The sequence below is a fragment of the Agrobacterium sp. CCNWLW155 genome (assembly GCF_036888815.1).
In the GTDB taxonomy this organism is placed as follows: Bacteria; Pseudomonadota; Alphaproteobacteria; order Rhizobiales; family Rhizobiaceae; genus Agrobacterium; species Agrobacterium radiobacter.
Genome location: NZ_JBAKFW010000006.1, coordinates 1 through 22054, shown reverse-complemented (window position 1 = coordinate 22054; position 22054 = coordinate 1). Strand labels below are relative to the sequence as shown.

19 protein-coding genes are annotated in these 22054 nt (G+C 60.9%); 15 read left to right on the top strand and 4 right to left on the bottom strand.

All coding sequences use genetic code 11. The features are described 5' to 3' along the window. Window positions 1-5 precede the first annotated feature (5 nt). Both V6S97_RS18245 and V6S97_RS18240 read left to right on the top strand, forming a co-directional pair. Entirely contained in the window at window positions 6-1739 is a 1734-nt protein-coding gene (locus V6S97_RS18245) for a M14 family metallopeptidase (protein ID WP_334427585.1), read from the top strand. A 195-nt stretch (window positions 1740-1934) separates the two neighbouring features. Then, complete coding sequence (locus V6S97_RS18240) at window positions 1935-2759, top strand: AraC family transcriptional regulator (protein ID WP_334427584.1); 825 nt, start codon at window positions 1935-1937, stop codon at window positions 2757-2759. Window positions 2760-2835: 76 nt separating this feature from the next. Here V6S97_RS18240 and V6S97_RS18235 read toward each other — a convergent pair whose 3' ends face one another. Next, window positions 2836-3210 (bottom strand): hypothetical protein, encoded by a 375-nt coding sequence (locus tag V6S97_RS18235; protein ID WP_080867288.1) that lies wholly within the window; start codon window positions 3208-3210, stop codon window positions 2836-2838. 396 nt (window positions 3211-3606) lie between these two features. Here V6S97_RS18235 and V6S97_RS18230 point away from each other — a divergent pair, with 396 nt between their 5' ends. The 11 genes from V6S97_RS18230 (at window position 3607) to V6S97_RS18180 (ending at window position 16434) form a co-directional block, all read left to right on the top strand. Beyond that, on the top strand, window positions 3607-4779 hold the full coding sequence (locus V6S97_RS18230) for an ABC transporter substrate-binding protein (RefSeq protein WP_334427583.1): 1173 nt from the start codon (window positions 3607-3609) through the stop codon (window positions 4777-4779). An 88-nt stretch (window positions 4780-4867) separates the two neighbouring features. Beyond that, window positions 4868-5731, top strand: a complete 864-nt coding sequence (locus tag V6S97_RS18225) for a branched-chain amino acid ABC transporter permease (RefSeq protein ID WP_087746786.1) — start codon at window positions 4868-4870, stop codon at window positions 5729-5731. A 1-nt stretch (window position 5732) separates the two neighbouring features. Beyond that, window positions 5733-6740, top strand: a complete 1008-nt coding sequence (locus V6S97_RS18220; protein ID WP_080864514.1) for a branched-chain amino acid ABC transporter permease — start codon at window positions 5733-5735, stop codon at window positions 6738-6740. Beyond that, the gene (locus V6S97_RS18215) at window positions 6737-7501 is read left to right on the top strand and encodes an ABC transporter ATP-binding protein (protein ID WP_060727301.1); all 765 of its coding nucleotides are present in this window, start codon (window positions 6737-6739) and stop codon (window positions 7499-7501) included. The genes V6S97_RS18220 and V6S97_RS18215 overlap by 4 nt, the downstream gene beginning before the upstream one ends. Further along, the gene (locus V6S97_RS18210; RefSeq protein WP_003505478.1) at window positions 7482-8198 is read left to right on the top strand and encodes an ABC transporter ATP-binding protein; all 717 of its coding nucleotides are present in this window, start codon (window positions 7482-7484) and stop codon (window positions 8196-8198) included. The genes V6S97_RS18215 and V6S97_RS18210 overlap by 20 nt, the downstream gene beginning before the upstream one ends. 274 nt (window positions 8199-8472) lie before the next feature. Continuing rightward, on the top strand, window positions 8473-9288 hold the full coding sequence (locus tag V6S97_RS18205; protein WP_003505477.1) for a MurR/RpiR family transcriptional regulator: 816 nt from the start codon (window positions 8473-8475) through the stop codon (window positions 9286-9288). 203 nt (window positions 9289-9491) lie between these two features. Beyond that, window positions 9492-11408, top strand: coding sequence for a bifunctional 5-dehydro-2-deoxygluconokinase/5-dehydro-2-deoxyphosphogluconate aldolase (locus V6S97_RS18200; RefSeq protein WP_334427582.1), 1917 nt, complete (start codon window positions 9492-9494; stop codon window positions 11406-11408). Further along, window positions 11405-13231 (top strand): 3D-(3,5/4)-trihydroxycyclohexane-1,2-dione acylhydrolase (decyclizing), encoded by a 1827-nt coding sequence (iolD, locus tag V6S97_RS18195; protein WP_135521773.1) that lies wholly within the window; start codon window positions 11405-11407, stop codon window positions 13229-13231. The genes V6S97_RS18200 and iolD overlap by 4 nt, the downstream gene beginning before the upstream one ends. A gap of 1 nt (window position 13232) precedes the next feature. Next, a complete protein-coding gene (gene iolE, locus V6S97_RS18190; RefSeq protein WP_087746782.1) occupies window positions 13233-14141 on the top strand; it encodes a myo-inosose-2 dehydratase in 909 nt (302 codons plus the stop codon). A gap of 206 nt (window positions 14142-14347) precedes the next feature. Next, the gene (gene iolB / locus V6S97_RS18185) at window positions 14348-15160 is read left to right on the top strand and encodes a 5-deoxy-glucuronate isomerase (RefSeq protein WP_087746780.1); all 813 of its coding nucleotides are present in this window, start codon (window positions 14348-14350) and stop codon (window positions 15158-15160) included. Window positions 15161-15306: 146 nt separating this feature from the next. After that, window positions 15307-16434, top strand: coding sequence for a Gfo/Idh/MocA family protein (locus tag V6S97_RS18180; protein ID WP_334427581.1), 1128 nt, complete (start codon window positions 15307-15309; stop codon window positions 16432-16434). A gap of 229 nt (window positions 16435-16663) precedes the next feature. Here the strand turns inward: V6S97_RS18180 and V6S97_RS18175 are convergent, their stop codons facing one another. The 3 genes from V6S97_RS18175 to V6S97_RS18165 all read right to left on the bottom strand — a co-directional run bounded on the left by V6S97_RS18175 (window position 16664) and on the right by V6S97_RS18165 (window position 19791). Next, window positions 16664-17626, bottom strand: coding sequence for a 2-hydroxyacid dehydrogenase (locus V6S97_RS18175; protein WP_334427580.1), 963 nt, complete (start codon window positions 17624-17626; stop codon window positions 16664-16666). Window positions 17627-18125: 499 nt separating this feature from the next. After that, complete coding sequence (locus tag V6S97_RS18170) at window positions 18126-19148, bottom strand: LacI family DNA-binding transcriptional regulator (protein ID WP_003505469.1); 1023 nt, start codon at window positions 19146-19148, stop codon at window positions 18126-18128. A gap of 133 nt (window positions 19149-19281) precedes the next feature. Next, window positions 19282-19791, bottom strand: coding sequence for a MarR family winged helix-turn-helix transcriptional regulator (locus V6S97_RS18165; protein ID WP_111791778.1), 510 nt, complete (start codon window positions 19789-19791; stop codon window positions 19282-19284). 79 nt (window positions 19792-19870) lie between these two features. On the opposite strand from V6S97_RS18165, the gene V6S97_RS18160 reads away from it, so the two are divergent. Beyond that, complete coding sequence (locus tag V6S97_RS18160) at window positions 19871-20671, top strand: creatininase family protein (protein ID WP_111791777.1); 801 nt, start codon at window positions 19871-19873, stop codon at window positions 20669-20671. Between the two features lie 113 nt (window positions 20672-20784). After that, window positions 20785-21894: a CobW family GTP-binding protein gene (locus V6S97_RS18155; protein WP_111793402.1), complete on the top strand. Its 1110-nt coding sequence runs from the start codon at window positions 20785-20787 to the stop codon at window positions 21892-21894. Window positions 21895-22054 lie beyond the last annotated feature (160 nt).

The following is a 22054-nucleotide window of genomic DNA, read 5'->3' as shown; positions in this document are numbered from 1 at the left end:
CAACGATGAGCCAGATTTTCGACCAGACCCTCGAGCGCACTCTGGATGCTCTCGTCGCCACTGCCGAGCCCGGCCAGTCCTTCGAAGCATGGACCTTCGATGACGCCAAAAGCCGTCGCGATGCCGAAAACAGGCTGAAGAAAAAAGGCGTCAGCGCCCGCATCCGCAGCGCCTACAAGCCGCTCCTCTTCACCTTTCTGGAAGAGATCAATCTGGATGGCGTCGACACCATCGAGGTGCGTTACCCGGTGCATGCCAATGCACCGGCCAACCGCTTCCGGCTGGAAGCCTATCCGCTGGCGGCTCTGGTGGGCGATACGAAGATCGACTTCATCGCCCGCGAGGACGACGGGTTCCATTATGATGTTACGCTGAGCCGCAACGGCAAGAAGGAAACCCTGAAGGTTCTGGCCCCAAACCGGGTTCACACCGATATCGTCGGCGAAACCAATGTCTCGCCAACCGGCTGGTTCCGGCTTGCGGGCGACACGGCCGGCAAGCGGCTGGAAACGGATTACGAGCGGCTTTTCGAAGCGGCGATCAATGCCGTCGCCAACCACGGCTGGGGCGATGAAGAGCCCTATTTCGAAGAGCTGAACATCCGTGTCGCGCATCCGGCCGACGATCTGGCGCTTTCCGTCGGCGATGAGGTCATCAGCCTGCGTGAAGCGCTGCATGAGGATTTCTATTTCTCGCTGCTGGAATTCTTCCAGAAAAAGTCCGGCCGGCCGCTGGGTGACCGGGGCCTGAAGCCCGGCCAGATCGTACCGGAAATCGTCAAAAGCGAAGGCGAAGTCTCCGTGCGCATCGAGACCCGCGCGCTGACCACCGCCTTCCTCGATGGTGGCGAGCAGCGGATCGATGAGGCCCGCGAACCGGTCGCCGCAGGCCAGCTCGCGACGCTACTGACAGAGATCGGCGGCGAGGCCTTCGAGGCTCGCTCGCGTTCCGGCCGCATTCTTGCCGCCCGTTATCTCGCCGGCAGCGATGCCGCCGTCATGATCAGCGGCGGTCAACACCCCAACGAGACGACAGGCATCGTTGGCGCCATCCGCGCTGCCCGCAGGCTCGCAGAGCGCAAGGGCGCGCATTTCACCATCTCGCCGCTGGAAAACCCCGACGGTTACGCCCTGCACCAGCGCCTGCGCGTCGATAATCCGCGCCACATGCACCACGCCGCACGCTACACGGCGCTTGGCGATGATCTCGAATATCGCACGCCGGAAAATTCCGGCAGGCATATCAACGAGAAGGAAATCCGCTTCAAGGCGCAGGAGATGAGCGGCGCCAGCCTGCATGTGAACCTGCACGGTTATCCCTCGCATGAATGGACCCGGCCACTCTCCGGTTATGTGCCGCGCAATTTCGCCATGTGGACGCTGCCGAAAGGCTTCTTCCTCATCATCCGCCACCATGCGGACTGGGAAAGCCAGGCGGAGGCCCTGCTCGACCGGGTGACCCGCCATCTTGGCGCGATTCCCGGCCTGCTCGATTACAACAACCGCCAGATCGCACTTTACGAGACCCATGCCGGCGAAACCGGTTTCCGCATCATCAACGGCTTTCCGTGCCTATCCTCCATCGACGACCGCCACACCGTGCCGATGACGCTGATCACCGAATATCCCGATGAAACGATCTATGGCGACGATTTCATCACCGGCCACACGGCACAGATGGAAACGGTTCTCTCCGCCTATGCGGCATGGCAGGAGATTCTGTCGCCGCAAGTCGCCTGATATCGCACCCGGAAACGACCAGGCTGGCGCGCCCGCCTTTGGGCGCGCTGTCAGCCCGGCGAATCTGTGAAAAGAGGCAACATTCGACAAACCGTCTCCTGTAAGGTCGGGCTCACACGCGACAACAAGTCAAACCCGATCAAGCGTTGAGCGGAACGGTTTTGCATGATGCGGGCGTGAACCACAGGAGACCCCATGCCCGCTCTGGACAAGCTCATCTGGCAGATCGAAAGCGACCTGCATAAAAACCTGACATTGACGGTCCTGTCGGACCGCTGCGCGATCAGCACACATCACATGTGCCGGTTGTTCCAGCTTTCCACCGGCCTGTCGATCATGTCCTATGTCCGGGCGCGCCGGCTTTCCGAGGCGGCTAGGACCATCGCGCAGTGCGATGCTGACATCCTCACCGTCGCACTTGGTGCGGGATACGGGTCCCATGAGGCGTTCACACGAGCCTTTGCGAATTATTTCAACACATTACCGAGCATTGTTCGCAAGGCCCGATCAACCTCATCCCTTGATCTCATGGAGCCAATCACAATGAAGAAAGACATGTTCATCGACCTCCAGCCGCCGGAAATTCGCCGCACCGACGCCTTTATGGTGGTCGGCCTCAGCACCGCCTGCTCACTGGAGAACAACGGCGCCATTCCAGCGCTGTGGCAGGCCTTCAACCTGCGCGAAAGCGAAGTCGAGGCAGCCGTGGCCGGAGCCGCTTACGGCGTCTGCAGCGTTGCCGACGCCGCCGGCAACTGCAAATATCTTGCCGGCGTGAAGGCGCTCAGGAAAACACCGGGCATGGACCATATCGAGGTGCCCGCGCAATCCTATGCGGTTTTTGTCCATAACGGCCACGTCTCGGATCTTCCGAGAACAGCCTATACGATCTGGAACAAGGCGCTGCCCGATGCCGGGCTGAAGACCGCGCCCTCTCCCGATTTCGAGCTTTATGACCGGCGCTTCGATCCGCAGACCGGGCGGGGAATCGTCGAAATCTGGGTTCCAGTCATCGCCTGAAGCACGGACACATGAAAGCGTATGCTCCAGCCGGGCGCTGGGGCATACGTTCAACAAAAAACAGAATGAGGCTGCCCTATTTCGCCGTCATGGCGGCGGCAGGCTTCTGGTCCCGCTGCTTCTTCAACAGCTTTTTGCCCCTGTCGAGAATATGCAGGTTCGCGGCATCCAGCTTGTTATAGGCCGCCTGAATGATATCGATATCGGCGACGTGCCCGATCGCGGCAAGCTTGTACATGACGTCTCCGACGGCGACGTCGATGGTCGGCGCGGATGTGGACGCGGCGCCCTTTACGGCGGCCTGCATGTCGTCCACGCTTCCGCCCATGGCCTGATAGAGCGTGAGCGCCTTGCGCAGGAACGCCTCACGACGCTCGATCCTGTTGTTGAGCATCTTATCTCCAGCGCGATTCCGCATCAGCTCAACAGCTTTATTTTGATATTCGCCCATCAAGACACCAAATAAAGATCCAAAATATGCTTCGCGAGACTACGAACAATCCCCTTAGAACTGGTTAAGGCATTGGTTTCGTCTTCACATTCTCACTATCCCGTGTTGAGTTTGCGCGAAACTGTTCTCACCCCAAAATACGGCCTTCGGGCTGTTGCAGTGCCTGCCGTCATTCAGGCCCCGAGCCAGCATGACGGCAGCAGCAGATGCGAAGGCAAGGAACCCTCAAATCGCGTTACATGGCGACGCATCCGCAGACGGAACGATAAACTGCGCCATTGATAACCGTCAGGTTATCTATTACCCCCCTTATTTCATTTTACTTTGACCATCTCAGTCATCAATCTGACAGTCTGGATCGGTGGATGGGAGCCACGGATCAATTGGGAGGAAGTTATGAAACTACGGATCACCGCCGCCATCGCGGCCATTTGTTTTAGTTCCGTTGCCTATGCCGATACGATCAAGGTGGGCGTGGTCGGTCCGTTCTCCGGCCCCTTCGCGCTGCAGGGCAAGAACTTCAAGGCCGGCATAGACGCCTGGTTTGCGCTTCACGGCAACAAAATCGGCAACGACACGGTCGAAGTCGTTTATCGCGATGTGCCGCAGGCCGATCCGGCGCAGTCCAAGGCGCTGGCGCAGGAACTGGTGGTCAAGGAAGGCGTGCAATATCTCGCCGGCTTCTATTTCACCCCCGACGCCATGGCCGTTACGCCGCTTCTGAAGCAGGGCAATGTGCCGATGGTCATCATGAATGCCGCGACATCGGCCATCGTGACCAAGAGCCCCTATGTGGTGCGCACTTCCTTTACCACCTGGCAGACCTCCACCCCCATCGCCAAAGTGGCGTTTGATGGCGGCGTGAAGAAGGTCATTTCGCTGGTCAGCGATTACGGCCCGGGCGTCGATGCCGAAAATGCCTTCAAGGCCGCCTTTACGGCCGCTGGCGGCGAGGTGGTGGAAACCATCCGCATGCCGCTTTCCACCAATGATTTCAGCCCGATCATGCAGCGCGTGAAGGATTCCGGCGCTCAAGGCGTCTTCGCCTTCCTGCCGTCGGGCCCGACGACACTCGGTTTCGTCAAGGCCTTCAACGATAACGGCCTGAAATCTTCAGGCGTCAAGCTCTTCGCACCGGGTGATCTGACGCAGGAATCCGACCTGCCGGCGCTTGGCGAAGCCGCACTCGGCATGCAGACGACCTTCCATTACGCCGTTTCGCATGATTCCCCTGAAAACAAGACCTTCGTGGAAGCCGCCACCAAGGCGATCGGCAATCCGAAGGAGCTGTCCTTCCCTTCCGTCGGCGCCTTTGACGGCATGTATGTCATCAGCAAGATGATCGAGGCCACCGGCGGCAAACAGGATGCGGAAAAGGCAGTGGACGCGGTGAAGGGTCTTTCCTGGACAAGCCCGCGCGGCCCTGTCAGCATCGATCCGGAAAGCCGCCACATCACCCAGAACATCTATCTGCGCGAAGTGGCCAAGGGCGATGACGGCGCCTATTACAACAAGGAAGTCCAGACCTTCGAAAAGCAGGGCGATCCGGGCCTCGCCGCCGCGAAGTAAAGGACAGCTTTGACGACGTTGTCGGGCCGCCAGTAGCGGCCCGTCTCCGGCCCGGATGGGCATTGCAGCACCGGGAGGGTTTTTCAGCGTGCAGACGGTCTTCAGCATCCTCATCGATGCGCTTGCCTATGGCATGGTTCTGTTCATCATCTCCATCGGCCTTTCGGTCACGATGGGGTTGATGCGGGTGGTCAATCTGGCGCATGGCGCCTTCGCCATGATCGGCGGTTATCTCGCCTCCTATGCCGCCCACGGCCTCGGCCTCGGTTACGCCGTGGCGATCATCGTCGCCATTGTCGGCACCATCGTCATCGCCATTCCGCTCGAACGTTTCCTCTATCGCCGCATCTATGGCGCACCGGAGCTGACACAGGTGCTGATGACCATCGGCATCACATTCTGCATCATCGGCATCGCCAATTTCGTTTTCGGCCCGACGCTGAAGACCATCCCGCTGCCGCAGCAGCTGGCCGGCCCCACCGATCTCGGTTTCCGCACCATTGCCACGCACCGCATCTTCGCCATTGCCTGTGGGCTGGCCGTGGCCGGCGCATTGTGGTTCACCTTCGAAAAGACGGCCTTCGGCATCAAGCTGCGCGCGGCCGTCGATAATGCCGCCATGGCGGCCGCACTCGGCGTGCGCACCGAAATCATCTATGCCGTCAGCTTCGCCATCGCCGTCGGCCTTGCCGCCATGGGCGGTGTCATCGGTGCGGAACTGCTGCCGGTCGAACCCTATTATGCGCTGCGCTACATGGTCACCTTCCTGGTGGTGGTCTCGGTCGGCGGTGCGGGCTCCATTCCCGGCGCACTGATCGCCTGTCTGCTGCTCGGCGCGATCGATACGACCGGACGGTATCTTGCCCCCGAATATGGCGAATTCTTCTTTTACCTGGCGGTCATCGTGATCATCACGCTGTTCCCGCGCGGCCTTCTCGGAAGGGCGAAATGAGATGGCGGTGCTTATGAACGACGTGACTGAAACGGCAGAAATCCCGAAGACGCGTTCGCCGCTGCGCGCGCTCGCAGGGCCGCTCCTCATCATTGCCGCCGCTGTCGTCGGTTATTATCTGTTTCCGGATAATCTGGCGCTTCTGACCCGTATCATCGCCATTGCGCTTCTGGTGCTGTCGATCGATCTCGTCACCGGCTATTGCGGCGTCGCGACACTTGGCCATGCCGCCCTCTTTGGCGCGGGCGCCTATGCCGCCGGCATTGCCGCCGCCCATTTCGAGATCACCGACCCGCTGCTGATGACCGCCATCGGCGCGGCTGCGGGCGGCGTTGCCGGGCTGATCTCCGGCACGGTTCTGCTGCGCGCCCACGGCCTGCCGCAGCTCGTTCTCTCCATCGCCGTCATTCACCTGTTCCACGAGGCCGCCAACAAGGCATCCGGCTGGACCGGCGGCAGCGACGGGCTATCGGGCGTCTCCCCCGACGCCCTGTTCGGCACTTTCGAATTCGATCTTTTCGGCCGCACCGCCTATATCTATGGCGTCTGTCTGCTGCTCCTCGTCTTCCTCGCCCTCAAGGTGGTGGTCAATTCGCCCTTCGGCATGTTGTGCCGCGGCGTCAAGCAGGACAGCATCCGCATTCAGGCCATGGGCGGTTCGGTCAACGGCACTATTTTGAAGATGTTCGTCATATCAGGCATCGTGGCCGGCATTGGCGGCGCGCTGAACGCCATCTCCACCCAGGTCGTCGGTCTCGACAGCCTCAGCTTCACACTCTCTGCCGAAGGGCTGGTCATGCTGGTGCTCGGCGGCGCGGGCTCGCTTTACGGCGCGCTGATCGGCACCGTCACCTTCATGTGGTTCGAGGATGTCGTTTCCGCCGCCAACCCGTTCCACTGGCTCACAATTGTCGGCCTGCTGCTGATCGCCGTCGTGCTTTTTGCCCCGCGCGGGCTTTATGGCGCGGGTGAACAGATCATCACACGCCTGCGGGGAGGTCGCAAATGAGCGCCATTTTCGAAGTCTCCGGCCTGCAGAAGAATTTCGGCGGCCTCGTCGTCACCAATAATGTCTCGCTGTCGCTTTCGCCGGGAGACCGCACAGTGCTGATCGGCCCCAATGGCGCCGGCAAGACCACCTTCGTCAATCTCGTCACCGGCAACCTCAAGCCCTCGGCCGGCACAGTACGCATCGCCGGTGAGGACGTGACCGGCCTCAGTTCCAGCCAGCGGGTGAAGCGCGGCCTCGTCCGCTCCTTCCAGGTCACCCGGCTGTTTCAGGACATGACGCCGGAGGAACATGTGGCCCTCGCTATTCTCCAGCGTGAAGGCAAGACGGGCCGGATTTTCGGCCGATACCGCGCCATGCCCTCGGTGATGAGCGAAGCACGCGACATTCTCGGCACGCTGGGCCTCCTTGGCCTTGCCGAAACCCGGGTTCGCGAAATCGCCTATGGTCAGCAGCGGCTGATCGAGATCGCGCTCGCCATGGCGCTCCGCCCGAAAATCCTGCTGCTGGACGAACCGGCCGCCGGCGTGCCTTCCACGGAAACGGCGCGCATCGAACAGGCGCTCGACCGGCTGCCGGCCGACCTCGCCATCCTGATGATCGAACACGACATGGATCTGGTCTTCCGTTTCGCCAAACGTGTGGTGGTGCTCGCCGCAGGCGCGGTGATCTTCGACGGTTCGCCGGATGAAGTGACCAGCAATGCGGAAGTCCGCCAAGCCTATCTGGGAAGTTACGCCGATGCCCGCAGCGCCGCTTGAAATCACCAACCTCACCGCCGGTTACGGCCCGACAAGGGTCATCGAGGGCCTGTCGCTTTCCGTGCCATCGGGCTCGCGTTTTGCCGTGCTCGGCCGCAACGGCGTAGGCAAGACCAGCCTCTTCGCCACGCTGGCCGGCCAGACGAAACGATTTGCAGGCGACATCCGCCTCGGCGGACAGGACATCGCCACCCTGCCGAGCGCTGCCCGCGCCAAAGCCGGTCTCGGTTACGTGCCGCAGACGCGGGATGTCTTCCCCACACTGACCGTTGAGGAAAACCTCTTCGTCGGCCTCAAAGGCAGGCCGAAATCGGCCATCGAGGAAGCCTACACGCTGTTTCCACGCCTCAAAGAGCGCCGCCGCAATCTCGGCTCGCAGCTCTCCGGCGGCGAGCAGCAGATGCTCTCCACCGCCCGCACCATTCTCGGCCAGCCGCGCGTGCTGCTGCTCGATGAACCGCTCGAAGGCCTCGCCCCCGTCATCTGCGAAGAACTGATGGCGGCCTTCTCCAAACTGGCGCAATCCGGCGAAATGACCATTCTTCTTGTCGAACAGCGTATCCAGATGGCCATCGACTTCGCCGACCACGCCATCATCATGGAACGCGGACGCATCGTCTGGGAAGGGCCATCCAGCGAACTGGTGGAGAACCCTGGTATTATCGATACGCATCTTGGGGTTGGCGGGTTGCACTAACCCAACGCATCGCCGTTGCGCGTTCATATATACAATCTCCGTCATACCGGCCTTGAGCCGGTATCCAGCCACCCCAAGTCCTTGGGGTGAAAAGACTCTTCGCGTCGCGCAGACGCGCGCCGGCTGGATTCCGGCTCAAGGCCGGAATGACGGACGCTGACCGATCACACAAAGCGCCCACCGCCCATTTCCCCGCCCCTTAAAAAACCCAATGGAATAAAAATTCCACTGCAGTTAAAGTGCACACGATTTCAGTCTGCATGAGGGAATGACAATGACGGCAATCGAGGCGCCAGACTCCGTAAAGGCTTTTGAGGAGCGGCTGCTCCAGGTCGCGGAGGGTTTGCCGAAACGATTGCGGCAATGCGCCGATTATGTCGCTTCCAATCAGGATCGCATCGCCGTTTCCACCGTTGCCGAAATGGCCGAAGGCGCCGGCGTGCAGCCTTCGGCCTTCATGCGCTTCTGCCAGATCATGGGTTTTTCCGGTTTTTCGGAAATGCAGCGCCTGTTCCGTGATTCCTATGTCGGCGGCTGGCCGGATTATGCCACGCGGCTCGACCATCTGCGTGAGAAAGGCGATGAAAGCGCCTCCGGCCTGCTTGCGGAATTCGTGGAGGCCGGCCGTTCCTCTTTGGAAATGCTGCTGAAATCGGTCGATACGCGGCAGCTTGACGAGGCGGTTGCAGCGCTGGCAAAGGCGCGCACCGTGCATATCATCGGTTTGCGGCGCTCTTTCCCCATTGCCAGCTATCTGGCCTACGCCTTCGAGAAGATGAAGGTGCCGGCGGTTCTGCACAGCGCCGTCGGCGGGCTTGGCAATATCAGCGCAATTTCCCGCGACGACGCCCTGATCGCGATCACCTTTTCCCCCTATTCCGCGGAAACGCTGGAACTGGCGGAGAACGCCCGCGCCAACGGCATTCCGGTCGTGGCGCTTTCGGATTCCGCCGTCAATCCGCTCCGGAAGTCAGGCGCGACGCTGCTGACCGTCACGGAGATCGATTTCGGCGCGTTCCGCTCGCTTTCCGCCACGCTCTGTCTCGCCATCACGCTGGCGGTTGCTGTGGGAACACGCAAGACCGCCTGAATATTTTTATTGAAAACGGGAAAAATAGAATTTATGATCCAAATCCATGAAACGGGCGTTCCATAATCGTCCGTCTCGTGACGGGATATGTGAGCGGAGGAGGCTCACCGAAACGGGATGGCGATAGGTGGCGGCATGATTGCCTGATCCGCCCGACACCATGAGGCACACCGCGCAAAAGCGCGGTGCTAAGGAGGAAGCTTTTGAAAAAACTTGATCTTATCACGATCGGGCGCTCGTCTGTCGATCTGTACGGCTCGCAGGTCGGCGGCCGTCTGGAGGACATGGCCTCCTTTGCCAAATATATCGGCGGCTCTCCCACCAATATTGCCGCCGGCGCTGCGCGCCTGGGGCTCAACAGCGCCGTCATCACCCGTGTCGGCGACGAGCATATGGGCCGCTTCATCCGCGAACAGCTGGTGCGTGAAGGCGTCGACGTGCGCGGCGTGAAGACGGACCCGGAGCGGTTGACCGCGCTGGTGCTGCTCGGCATTCGCGACCAGAACCAGTTCCCTCTGATCTTCTATCGTGAAAACTGTGCCGACATGGCGCTCAGCGAAGACGATATCGATCCCGCTTTCATTGCCGAGGCGAGCTGCATCTGCGCCACCGGCACGCATCTGTCGCATCCGAAAACGGAAGCGGCAGTGCTGAAAGCACTGAAACTTGCCCGTGAAAATGGCGCAAAGACCGCGCTCGATATCGATTACCGCCCCAATCTCTGGGGTGTGGCCGGCCATGGCGATGGCGAAAGCCGTTTCGTGGAATCGCAGAAGGTTACCGCCAAGCTGCAATCCACCCTGCATCTGTTCGACCTGATCGTCGGCACGGAAGAGGAATTCCACATCGCCGGCGGCTCCACCGATACGCTCACGGCACTCAACGCCGTGCGCAAGGTCTCGAATGCGACGCTGGTGTGCAAGCGCGGACCGATGGGCGCCGTCGTCTTCACCGGCGCTATTCCCGATAGCCTCGATGATGGCGAGACGGGCGAAGGTTTCCCGATCGAGGTCTTCAACGTTCTGGGTGCGGGTGACGGTTTCATGGCCGGGCTGTTCCGCGGCTGGCTGCGCGGCGAAGACTGGCCGACGACGCTGAAATACGCCAATGCCTGCGGCGCTTTCGCCGTCTCCCGCCATGGCTGCACCCCGGCCTATCCGAGCTGGGAAGAACTGCAATATTTCTTCAAGGCCGGCATTCGCAACAGGGCGCTGCGCAAGGACGAGGCGCTGGAGCAGGTACACTGGTCCACCAACCGCAAGGGCGACTGGGAGACGATGCGCGTCTTCGCCTTCGATCATCGCATGCAGCTGGAGGCCATCGCCGACGAGCTTGGCGTCAAGCACGAGCAGATCGGCGTCTTCAAGAAGCTCTGCCTTCAGGCAGCGCAGAAAGTTTCCGGTGGCGAGGCGGGTTATGGCATTCTCTGCGATGGCCGCCTTGGCCGCGATGCGCTGTTTGCCGCCAGCGGCTCCGGCCTGTGGATTGGCCGTCCGGTGGAATGGCCGGGCTCGCGCCCGCTGACGCTGGAACCGGATCTCGGCAAGGATTTCGGCGGCCTGTCGGAATGGCCGCTTGAAAACGTCGTCAAGGTTCTGTGTTTCTATCACCCCGATGACACCGAAGAAATGCGCGCCACGCAGGAAGAGACCGTGATGCGCCTGTTCGAGGCGGCGCGTCGCAATCGGCTGGAAATGTTGCTGGAGGTCATCCCCTCCAAGGTTGGCCCGACCGACGATTTGACCGCCGCCCGCATCATCGAGCGCTTTTACGAGATCGGCGTTTACCCCGACTGGTGGAAGCTGGAGCCGATGAAGACCCGCGCCGCGTGGAAGAACGCCTGCGACGCCGTGCATCGCAACGATCCTTACGTGCGGGGCATCGTCGTTCTCGGCCTCGATGCACCGCAAAGCGAGCTGGAAGAAAGCTTCCGCCTTGCGGCCGGTTTCGATCTGGTCAAAGGTTTCGCCGTTGGCCGCACGATATTTGCCGACGCCGCCCGCGGCTGGCTTTCCGGCAAGATGACCGACGAGGATGCGGTCAGGGATATGGCGCAGCGTTACACCAGCCTGTGCCGTGTTTGGGATGAGGCGCGCGCCAAAAAGGGAGAGGCAGCGTGAAGACAATCAGATTGACGGCTGCGCAGGCCATGGTTCGTTACCTGGCAGCGCAGATGAATGAACATGGCGAAACCTATATCGCCGGCATGTGGGCCATTTTCGGCCATGGCAATGTCGCCGGCATCGGCGAAGCACTTTATGGCATCAGGGACGAACTGCCGACCTATCGCGGCCAGAACGAGCAATCCATGGCGCATGCAGCCATTGCCTACACCAAGCAGCTGCGCCGCCGCCGCGCCATGGCGGTCACCTCCTCCATCGGCCCGGGTGCGGCAAACATGGTGACGGCGGCAGCGCTCGCTCATGTCAACCGCCTGCCGGTCCTGCTGATCCCCGGCGATGTCTTCGCCAATCGTGGCCCAGACCCTGTGCTGCAGCAGCTCGAAGATTTCGGCGACGGCACCATGACGGTGAATGACTGCTTCCGTCCGGTCAGCCGTTATTTCGACCGCATCATGCGGCCGGAACAGTTGCTGACAGCCCTGCCCCGCGCCATGCGCACCATGACGGACCCGGCCGATTGCGGCCCGGTCACGCTCGCTTTCTGCCAGGATGTGCAGGCGGAAGCCTATGATTACCCTGAAAGTTTCTTCGAAAAGCGGGTCTGGCGTCAGCGCCGTCCTGAGCCTGATGTCGTGGAATTCGAAGAGGCAGTCGCCGCCCTGAAGGCGGCGAAGAACCCCATCATCGTTGCCGGCGGCGGCGTGCATTTTGCCGGCGCAACCGAGACACTGAAACGCTTTGCCGAAACCCACTCCATTCCCGTCGTTGAAACGCAGGCCGGCAAATCGGCGATTGCGTGGGACCACGACCTCAATTTCGGTCCCGTCGGCGTCACCGGTGCGGAAAGCGCCAATATCATCAGCGAGAAGGCCGATCTGGTCTTCGGCGTCGGCACGCGTTTTCAGGATTTCACCACCGGTTCCTGGGCGCTGTTCAAGAACCCCAACCGCAAGATCCTGGCGCTCAACGTTCAGCCCTATGACAGCGCCAAGCACGATGCGATCAGCCTGACGGCGGATGCGAAAATCGGGCTTGAAAAGCTCTCCGCCGCCCTCGGCAGCCACCGTTTTGCAGCGCCGGATGCCCGCCTCAAGGCTGCATGGTTCGAAAAGGCCGATGCCGATACGGCAGCGCCGGGCGAGGACAACGCCAACAGCCTGCCCACCGATATGCAGGTGATCGGCGCGGTGCAGCGCCAGTCGCGTGACAACACCGTCGTCATGTGCGCGGCCGGCACCATGCCGGGCGAGCTTCACCAGCTATGGAAATCCAAGCTGCCGCTCTCCTATCACATGGAATACGGCTTTTCCTGCATGGGTTATGAGGTGGCCGGCGGCCTCGGCATCAAGATGGCGGAACCGGACCGGGACGTGATCGTCATGGTCGGCGACGGCTCCTACATGATGATGAATTCCGAGCTTGCGACATCGGTTGCCATGGGCGTGAAGATCACGCTCGTCATCACCGACAACAGGGGTTACGGCTGCATCAACCGACTGCAGATGGAAACCGGCGGCGCGGAGTTCAACAACCTCTACGCCCACACCAACGTCAACCCGATCGCCATCGATTTCGTGGCCCATGCCGGCTCGATGGGGGCGGATGCTCGCAAGGTCTCCACCATTTCCGAGCTGGAAGCAGCGCTCGCCAGCGCCCGGGAATCCACCCACACGACCGTGATCGTCATCGATACCGACCCCTATCCGACGCCGCAGGCCGGCGGTCACTGGTGGGATGTCGCGGTGCCCGAAGTGTCCGACCGCGCCGAAATCGGCCCGGCACGCGCCCGTTATGAAAACCATGTCAAGGAAAGACAGTAAGATGATCCGTTACGGAACCAACCCGATCGCCTGGTCGAACGACGACGACCGCACGCTGGGTGCGCATATCAGCCTTGAACAGTGCCTTGATGAAACCGCCAAGATCGGCTTCGACGGCATCGAGAAGGGCCACAAGTTCCCGACCGACCCGGAAGGCCTGAAGGGCGTGCTTTCGCCGCGTGGCCTTTCCTTCGTCTCCGGCTGGCATTCGCTGAACCTTCTGACCGACGACATCGAATCCGAAAAGAAGGCGATGCAGCCGGCGCTTGATCTCTTGAAGGCCATGGGCTCGAAGGTCATCATCGTCTGCGAAACCTCCAACGCCATCCACGGCGATGACAGCAAGGCGCTGGTCGACCGTCCGCGCCTTGCGGCCGAGGACTGGGCGTCGTTCGGTGCCGGTGTCGAAGCGCTGGCCGCCTTTGCCGCCGAACAGGGCATCACCCTCGTTTATCATCACCACATGGGAACGGTGGTGGAGAGCGAAGAGGAGATCGACCTGTTGATGAAACACACGGGGCCGAAGACTCACCTGCTGCTCGATACCGGCCATTGCCTGTTCGGCGGCGGCGATCCCGTCCGCGTCGCGCAGAAATACATGGGTCGCGTTGGCCATATCCATGCCAAGAACGTGCGCCCTGCCATTGCCGATCAGGTACGGGGCGAGCGGCTCTCCTTCCTCGAAGGCGTTCGCCGCGGCGTGTTCACCGTGCCCGGCGACAGCGAGGGCGGCGTGAATTTTCCGCCGGTGCTGAAAGTGGCGGCCGAACATAATTACAGCGGCTGGCTGGTGATCGAAGCCGAGCAGGATCCTGATCTGCGTAATCCGTTCGAGTATCAGAGCCTCGGGCTGAAATCGCTGAAGGCTTTTGCGCGTGAGGCCGGACTGGACAAAGCTCAGGCTGCCTGAACCGAACCACGGAAGGCGGGGCGGCCTACTCCACCCGTCATACCGGCCTTGAGCCGGTATCCAGCCAGCCCAAGTCTTTGGGCTGAAAAGAGTCTTCCCGCCGCGCGGACGCGCGTCGGCTGGATTCCGGCTCAAGGCCGGAATGACGGTGGTACGCGAAACTACCGAATGACATGTTTGTGCTACTCACGAAAAGGAACACCACCATGACCTCACTTCTGCGCAAGCCGGTCGCGACAAGCGGCAAGGTGCACGATATCACGCCCCAAAGCGCGGATTGGGGTTATGTCGGTTTCGGCCTCTACCGCCTGAAGCCGGGCGAGACGGCGGCGGAAAAGACCGGCGATACGGAAGTCATCCTCGTGCTGGTCGAAGGCAAGGCGACGATTTCCGCTGATGGCAAGGACTTCGGCGAACTTGGCGACCGCATGAATGTGTTCGAGCGCAAGCCGCCCCATTGCGTTTATGTTCCCGCCGGCTCTGACTGGTCGCTGACGGCCACGACCGACTGCACCGTCGGCGTCTGCACCGCACCCGGCGAAAAAGGCAGCCGCGAGGCGCAGCAGATCGGCCCCGCCGGTGTGCAGCTGACCGAACGCGGCAAGGGCGCCAATACGCGTTACATCTTCCCCATCGCCATGGAAGAGCGCGACGTGGCCGACAGCCTGCTGGTAACGGAGGTCTTCACGCCGTCAGGCAACTGGTCGTCCTATCCGCCGCACCGGCATGACGAGGATAACTACCCCGACATGACCTATCTGGAAGAGACCTATTATCACCGGCTGAACCCGGCGCAGGGTTTCGGCTTCCAGCGCGTCTTCACCGAAGACGGCTCGCTGGACGAGACCATGGCGGTTTCGGATGGCGATGTCGTGCTGGTCCCGAAGGGCCATCACCCCTGCGGCGCGCCCTATGGTTACGAGATGTATTATCTGAACGTGATGGCGGGGCCGATGCGCAAATGGCGCTTCAAGAACCACCCGGATCACGACTGGATTTTCAAGCGGGACAATCCGTAAGGCAGGCATATTCCACCGTCGCCTCATCCCTGTGCTTGTCACAGGAATGAGGGCGCACGCGGAGGTACGTTTCGAGACTGTCTTGGAGCAAAACGAACGCATCCAAAGAATTGATTTCATTATAAAACTCTCGGGAGGAGAATACCATGGCCGCTCTTGGCGTGGGCCTTATCGGCACGGGTTACATGGGCAAATGCCACGCGCTCGCGTGGAACAATGTCACCAGCGTCTTCGGCGATGTGGAGCGCCCGCGCCTCGTGACGCTGGCGGAAGTCAATCCCGAACTGGCAGCAAAAAAGGCGGCCGAGTTCGGTTTTGCCCGCTCGACCGGCAACTGGCGCGATCTGCTGTCCGATCCCGAGATCGACGTCATCTCGGTCACCACGCCGAATGCCTTCCACCCGGAAATGGCCATTGCCGCCCTTGAGGCCGGCAAGCATGTCTGGTGCGAAAAGCCGATGGCACCCGCCTTTACTGACGCGGTGAAGATGCGCGATGCGGCCCGCCGGTCGGGCAAGGCGGCGGCGATGGGCTACAACTACATCCAGAACCCAATGATCCGCCACATGCGCCGCCTGATCGACGAAGGCGCGATCGGCAAGGTCTACCATGTCCGCGCCGAGATGGATGAGGACTTCATGGCCGATGCCACCCAGCCCTTCTACTGGAAGAGCGAGGCGTCCTCCGGTTACGGCGCGCTGGATGATTTCGCCGTTCACCCGCTGTCGCTGCTCTTTGCCCTGTTCGGCCACGCACAAAGCGCCATCACCGATATGGTGAAACCCTATGAGACTCGCCCGCTTGCCGGCGGCGGCGAGCGCGCCGTCGAGACGCATGATCTTGCCAGCGTTCTCTTGAAGCTTGAGGGCGGCATTTCCGCCGTGCTCATCGCCAACCGCTCCGCCTGGGGCCGCAAGGGCCGCATCGCCATCCAGATTTATGGCTCCACCGGCTCGATTCTGTTCGACCAGGAGCGGATGAACGAATTCCAGCTCTACACCACGGATAGACGCCCCGAGGATCAGGGTTTCAGAACCATCCTCGCTGCGCCCCACCACAAGCCCTATGACCGCTTCATCCCCGCCCCCGGCCACGGCCTCGGCTTCAATGATCTGAAGGTGATCGAATGCCGCGAACTGATAGCGGCGATCGAGGGAAAGAAGGCCCATATCATCGATTTCGAGGAAGGGCTGAAGATCGAGCGCAGCATCCACGCCATGGCCCGTTCGTTTGCCGAAGGGCGCTGGGTGACGGCGGAGGAGATTGCGGAATAGGGGTTGGCGTAAAAGCGTCCTAGCTGACGCCGAGCCCTCTCTCCGTTCTCGAACATGACCATTGAACCTTTGCACTCGACGTCATCCTCGGGCTTGACCCGAGGATCCATCGACTGCAACGGCTTGTGGATCCTCGGGTCAAGCCCGAGGATGATGGATGAGAGGTTGGCGCATTCTTAGAAACCTGGATGGGCTGTCTCCCGCAGCCCATCATAGTATCGCCGGAACCTCACCCCTTCACCGGCGTTTCCGGCACCGGCGTCAGCACCTTGCCATCCCTGAACCAGCCGAGAATATTATCCGCAACCAGATCGGCCATCGCATTGCGCGTCGGAACCGAGGCGGAGGCGACGTGCGGCAGCAGGGAGACATTCGGCAGCGACAGGAAGGCTTCCGGCACCTTCGGCTCGGCATAGAACACGTCGAGACCGGCAGCCCCCAAAGCACCGCTTTTAAGCGCCTCAAGCAGCGCGTCCTCATCAACGCTGGAGCCGCGCCCGACATTGATGAACACGCCCTCAAGCCCAAGCGCCGTCAGGATTTCGGCGTTGATCGCCTTATGCGTTTCCGGCGTACCGGGCACGATGCAGATCAGGATGTCGACAGCCTCCGCCATCTCCTTCAGCGAACCGTAATAGGTATAGGGGAGGCCATCCCGCTTGCTGCGGGTGTGGTATCCGATCTCCACCTTGAAGGGCTCCAGCCGCTTGGCGATTTCCTGGCCGATGCGGCCCATGCCGAAGAGACCCACCTTGCGACCGCGCAGCGAGAAGGGAGAGAGGGCAAACGGCCCTTCGCCAACCCATTTGCCGTCACGCAGCCAGGTCTCGGCCTGATAGAGCCGGCGCACGGTATTGATCAAAAGCGCAATCGTCGTATCGGCCACTTCATCGTTCAGCACGTCGGGCGTATTCGTCACCACGATGCCGCGCGTGGCGGCATGTTTGGCATCCACGCCATCATAACCCACACCGAAATTGGCGATGATCTCCAGCTTCGGCAACGCATCGATCCATTTGGCGTTGACGACGCCGGAAACGGCGACGGCATTGATGCGCTCCGCCGCACCCTCAGGCAGAACCGGCTCGGCGCCGGCAGGCACTGTCACGATCTCGACCTTGCCTTCGAGGCGTTCAAGAACGCGCGGGTTGATCTTGCCGGGAACGAGAACGACGGCCTTTTTGTCAGACATGAGCGGATATTCCTCCTGATAACATTCCGATATCAGGAGTGGGTTTCAGGCGAACCGCTCGCCATCCCACTCCTATGGGCGGCGATCTTTTCAAACAACGGCGGCCGTGAAAAGGGCAATAAGGGGATGCTATGGGGGCAGACGGAAGTTTCATGCTGATTTTTTTGCGACACATGCACGTCCGTCATGCCGACCTGATCCGCCGGTATTCGGTATAAATCTCGAGAGAGGTTGCGCCTGAATGGAGGTCAAGCGCGAAGGATATGGTTTCTCGCGACGTCATCCTTGGGCTTGTCCCAAGGATCTAATCACGTCGACAAAATCAAGACGTTGCAGATCCTCGGGACACGCCCGAGGATGACGTCGGCGCAGGTGGCGGGACCATCTTCCTAAAAAAGAGTCCTTTCCCGCCGCGCGGACGCACCTCGGCTGGCTTTCGGGTCAAAGCGTGAGACGGGGAAGTGCGACGCCAAGACCACTCCTGCGCATCAGGTCAGGCTCACACCCGCGGCCGCACCGGCCCGGTCGATTGCCGGATACGCATTTCCGGCTTGATGAGGTGAATGCCGTCAGGCTCATGGCTGCCCGCCAGCCTGTCGAGCAATGCGCGGGCCGCTAAGCGCCCTACTTCGGCCTGGCCGTTGGAAACGGTGGTCAGCGCCGGGGTGGCGATCGCGGCTTCTTCCAGATCGTCGTAGCCGGTTACCGAGATATCGACACCCGGCACCAGACCCGCACGGGAAATGCCGTTCATAAGACCGATGGCGACGAGATCGTTCCAGCAGACGGCGGCGGTCGGCTTCTGCGGCAGCGACAGGAAATGCACCGCCGCCTCAAACCCGCCCTGCTTGGAGCGCGGGCCGGGAATGCGCAGGTTCGGATCAACCTCGATGCCCGCCTTGCGCAGCGCATTGACATAACCCTGGTAACGGTCACGGCCGGTCGAGGTCTGGTCCGTGCCGCCGACCATGGCGATGGTGCGGTGGCCGAGGCTGATCAGGTGGTTGGTGGCAAGCGAAATGCCGTAGCTGTCATCGCCGCGATAGGTCGGCATGTCGACGCCGTCCATCGAGCGCGCCACCAGAATGGCGGGCATGCCGTTTTCTTCGGCCAGCGTCATGTCCTCGATCGGCGTGCCGATGGCGGGCGACATGATGATGCCGTCGGAACCGAGCTGCAGCAGCGTCTCGATGAAGGTGCGCTGTTTTTCCACCGAATCATAATGGTTGGAAAGAATGAAGGTCTGGCGGCTGCGGTCCAGCTCGCTTTCGATGGCTTTGAGGATTTCCCCGTAAAACGGGTTCATCACATCATGGAATACCACGCCGACAATGCCGGAGCGCGAGGTGCGCAGGCTGGCGGCGCGGCGGTTATAGATATAACCCAGCGCCCGCGCCTGTTCCTTGATCTTGTCCCGCGTGTCGGCAGCGACCAGCGGGCTATCGCGCAATGCAAGGGAAATGGTGGCGGTCGAAAGACCGAGACTTTCGGCAATCGTAGACAGTTTGACCTTTTGGGCCACGGCATTCCTCCCCAAACGCGTGTCACTGACGGATGTCTCCGTTTAAATTGCAATTAAACAATTTAAACAAAATCCGCAACCCGTTTAAGGAATACCCGCAAAACAGATGATTCTTTTAAAAATTTCAACAAAATTATTGAAGATTGGCGTCTATTGCCTTGAGAAGTTTAACAACGTTGCGAATATCCTTGGCCGAAAGCCCTTCAATCGCCCTTGCTCCGCAATCGGCTATCGAGGTGTTGATCTGGTCGACGCTTTTCAGGCCCGTTTCCGTCAGCTTCACCAGCGTCACGCGGCCATCCTCGTCGTCGCCGCTGCGTTCCACGAAACCCTGGGCTTCCATGCGGCCGATGGTGCGCGTCATGGTGGGCGCCTTGACGCCGAGTTTCTGGGCGATCTGCCCCGGCGTCAGGCTGCCTTCCTGCGCCAGCGCCAGGATGACGCCGTCCTGCCCGGCATAAAGCCCGCTTTCGGCAAGGCTGTGGCTCAGCGCCGTGCGCATGGAGCGGGCGGCCTGGGTAATGGATTGCGCCAGCTCCTCGGGGTTGAAGTTCTCATCCCTCTTTTTGGCGTCCTTTACCTTCTTGCCGCCCTTTTCCTTCTTGGCGCTTTTGTCCTTATGCCCGGATTTGTCCTTGCTCATATGCGAGTGCCTTTTACCCTGTGGCGGAACCGATATATGTTGCTGGAAATCCTTACCGAATACACGCGCGGACTGCCAGATGCCAAACTCATACACGCATTATCACGACGAAAACGTAACAGACCCTCATCTTCGCGCAACAGGTGCAATTTCCGTGCTGCCGCTCGGCGCACATGAACAGCACGGCCCCCACCTGCCCTTCGAGACCGATACGCTGATTGCCGAAGGCATTGTCGCCCGCCTCGCCGCCGCCCTGCCCCGCCATCTGCCCATCTCCTTCCTGCCGGTGGAACCGGTCGGGTATTCCATCGAACATATGAATGTGCCGGGCACGAAGACCTTGCGTTACGATGAGGCGATTGAGCGCTGGCTCGGCATTGCCGAGGCGGAATATAAAAAGGGCGTGCGTAAAGTCGTGATGCTGAACGCCCATGGCGGCAATTCACCGCTGATGACCATTGTCGCCACCGAGGCCCGCGCCCGTTTCGGCATGCTGGCGGTCGCCACAAGCTGGACCCGGTTCGGCGTGCCGGCCGATATCATGGAGCCGCAGGACAAGGCGATCGATATTCACGGCGGCGATATCGAAACATCCGTCATGCTGGCGCTTCACCCCGAGCGGGTGGCGATGCAAAAGGCCGCCGACTTTCCCTCCCGCCAGAGCGATTTCGCCAGCCGCTTCAAACACCTGCGCGCCTATGGCCCACACGCCTTCGGCTGGCTGATGAGCGATCTCAACCCTGACGGGGCTGCCGGAAACGCCGCCGCCGCGACAGCGGAAAAGGGCGAAAGGCTGATTTCCCACGCTGTGAATGGCCTTGTCGAACTGCTTGAAGATATCCACGCTTTTGACATAACGTTATTTCATAACAAAATTTGAGTGACATGGCCGAATTCGGCCAAAATCTCTTTGAACTGCCAGGGCGTCGCGCCTATATGGACGACGACACATCTTCCTGAGGCTTGATAGCCTCTCTCCACGCGGGGTTTTCCATGACCGAAACAGCTATAGCCAAGCCCATTCCAGTCACCGTCCTGACGGGATATCTCGGCGCCGGCAAGACGACGCTTCTCAACCGCATTCTCTCCGAGAACCACGGCAAGAAATACGCTGTCATCGTCAATGAATTCGGCGAGATCGGCATCGACAACGATCTGATCGTCGAGTCTGATGAAGAAATCTACGAAATGAACAATGGCTGCGTGTGCTGCACGGTGCGCGGCGATTTGATCCGCGTCGTGGAAGGCCTGATGCGCCGCCCCGGCCGTTTCGACGGCATCATCGTTGAAACGACAGGCCTTGCCGATCCGGTTCCCGTCGCCCAGACCTTCTTCATGGATGACGACGTGCGCGCCAAGACCGAGCTTGACGCCGTCGTCGCCCTCGTTGACGCCAAGCACCTGCCGCTGCGCCTGAAGGACAGCCGCGAGGCTGAAGACCAGATCGCCTTTGCCGATGTCGTCGTCGTCAACAAGACCGATCTCGTTTCGCCTGAGGAAGTGGCCCGCATCGAGGATATCGTGCGCGCCATCAACCCGTCCGCGCGCATCTACAAGACCACCCGTTCCGGTGTTGATCTTGCCCGCGTTCTCGACCAGGGCGCCTTCAATCTGGAGCGCGCGCTGGAAAACGATCCGCATTTCCTCGAGCACGGCCATGACGACCACGTCTGCGGCCCCGATTGCGATCATCATCACCACGATCACGACCACCATCATCACGATCATGGCCATGATCACGGGCACCACGATCACGACCACGGGCACGATCACCACCACGGCGCGGTTTCGCCGATCCATGACGTGACGGTGCAGTCTGTCTCGCTGCGCGGCGGCGAGATGAACCCCGAACGCTTCTTCCCGTGGATCCAGAAGGTCACCCAGACCGACGGCCCGAACATCCTGCGCCTCAAGGGCATCATCGCCTTCAAGGGCGATGCCGAGCGTTACGTGGTGCAGGGCGTGCACATGATCATCGAGGGCGACCACCAGCGCCCGTGGAAGGAAGACGAAAAGCGCGAAAGCCGCCTCGTCTTCATCGGCCGCGAACTGGACCGTGAGAAGCTGGAAAAGAGCTTCAACGCCTGCCTCGCGACGGCCTGATCCTTATCCCTCCGTCACCCCGGCCTGAGCCGGGGTGCGGCTGCGTCCGTCATCCGCCCGCCGCGCGTTCTTCGACACCCTACACGGCAGTTGAAAATCATTGACACTCCGGCGTTCCGGGCTCACCCCCCTCTGTCCTGCCGGACATCTCCCCCTCAAG

What these genes read in the sequence shown, in the direction of transcription:
- V6S97_RS18245 (WP_334427585.1), top strand. Translation starts at nt 6, where the DNA reads ATGAGCCAGATTTTCGACCAGACCCTCGAGCGCACTCTGGATGCTCTC.
- V6S97_RS18240 (WP_334427584.1), top strand. Translation starts at nt 1,935, where the DNA reads ATGCCCGCTCTGGACAAGCTCATCTGGCAGATCGAAAGCGACCTGCAT.
- V6S97_RS18235 (WP_080867288.1), bottom strand. Translation starts at nt 3,210, where the DNA reads ATGGGCGAATATCAAAATAAAGCTGTTGAGCTGATGCGGAATCGCGCT.
- V6S97_RS18230 (WP_334427583.1), top strand. Translation starts at nt 3,607, where the DNA reads ATGAAACTACGGATCACCGCCGCCATCGCGGCCATTTGTTTTAGTTCC.
- V6S97_RS18220 (WP_080864514.1), top strand. Translation starts at nt 5,733, where the DNA reads ATGGCGGTGCTTATGAACGACGTGACTGAAACGGCAGAAATCCCGAAG.
- V6S97_RS18215 (WP_060727301.1), top strand. Translation starts at nt 6,737, where the DNA reads ATGAGCGCCATTTTCGAAGTCTCCGGCCTGCAGAAGAATTTCGGCGGC.
- V6S97_RS18210 (WP_003505478.1), top strand. Translation starts at nt 7,482, where the DNA reads ATGCCCGCAGCGCCGCTTGAAATCACCAACCTCACCGCCGGTTACGGC.
- V6S97_RS18205 (WP_003505477.1), top strand. Translation starts at nt 8,473, where the DNA reads ATGACGGCAATCGAGGCGCCAGACTCCGTAAAGGCTTTTGAGGAGCGG.
- iolE (WP_087746782.1), top strand. Translation starts at nt 13,233, where the DNA reads ATGATCCGTTACGGAACCAACCCGATCGCCTGGTCGAACGACGACGAC.
- iolB (WP_087746780.1), top strand. Translation starts at nt 14,348, where the DNA reads ATGACCTCACTTCTGCGCAAGCCGGTCGCGACAAGCGGCAAGGTGCAC.
- V6S97_RS18180 (WP_334427581.1), top strand. Translation starts at nt 15,307, where the DNA reads ATGGCCGCTCTTGGCGTGGGCCTTATCGGCACGGGTTACATGGGCAAA.
- V6S97_RS18175 (WP_334427580.1), bottom strand. Translation starts at nt 17,626, where the DNA reads ATGTCTGACAAAAAGGCCGTCGTTCTCGTTCCCGGCAAGATCAACCCG.
- V6S97_RS18165 (WP_111791778.1), bottom strand. Translation starts at nt 19,791, where the DNA reads ATGAGCAAGGACAAATCCGGGCATAAGGACAAAAGCGCCAAGAAGGAA.
- V6S97_RS18160 (WP_111791777.1), top strand. Translation starts at nt 19,871, where the DNA reads ATGCCAAACTCATACACGCATTATCACGACGAAAACGTAACAGACCCT.
- V6S97_RS18155 (WP_111793402.1), top strand. Translation starts at nt 20,785, where the DNA reads ATGACCGAAACAGCTATAGCCAAGCCCATTCCAGTCACCGTCCTGACG.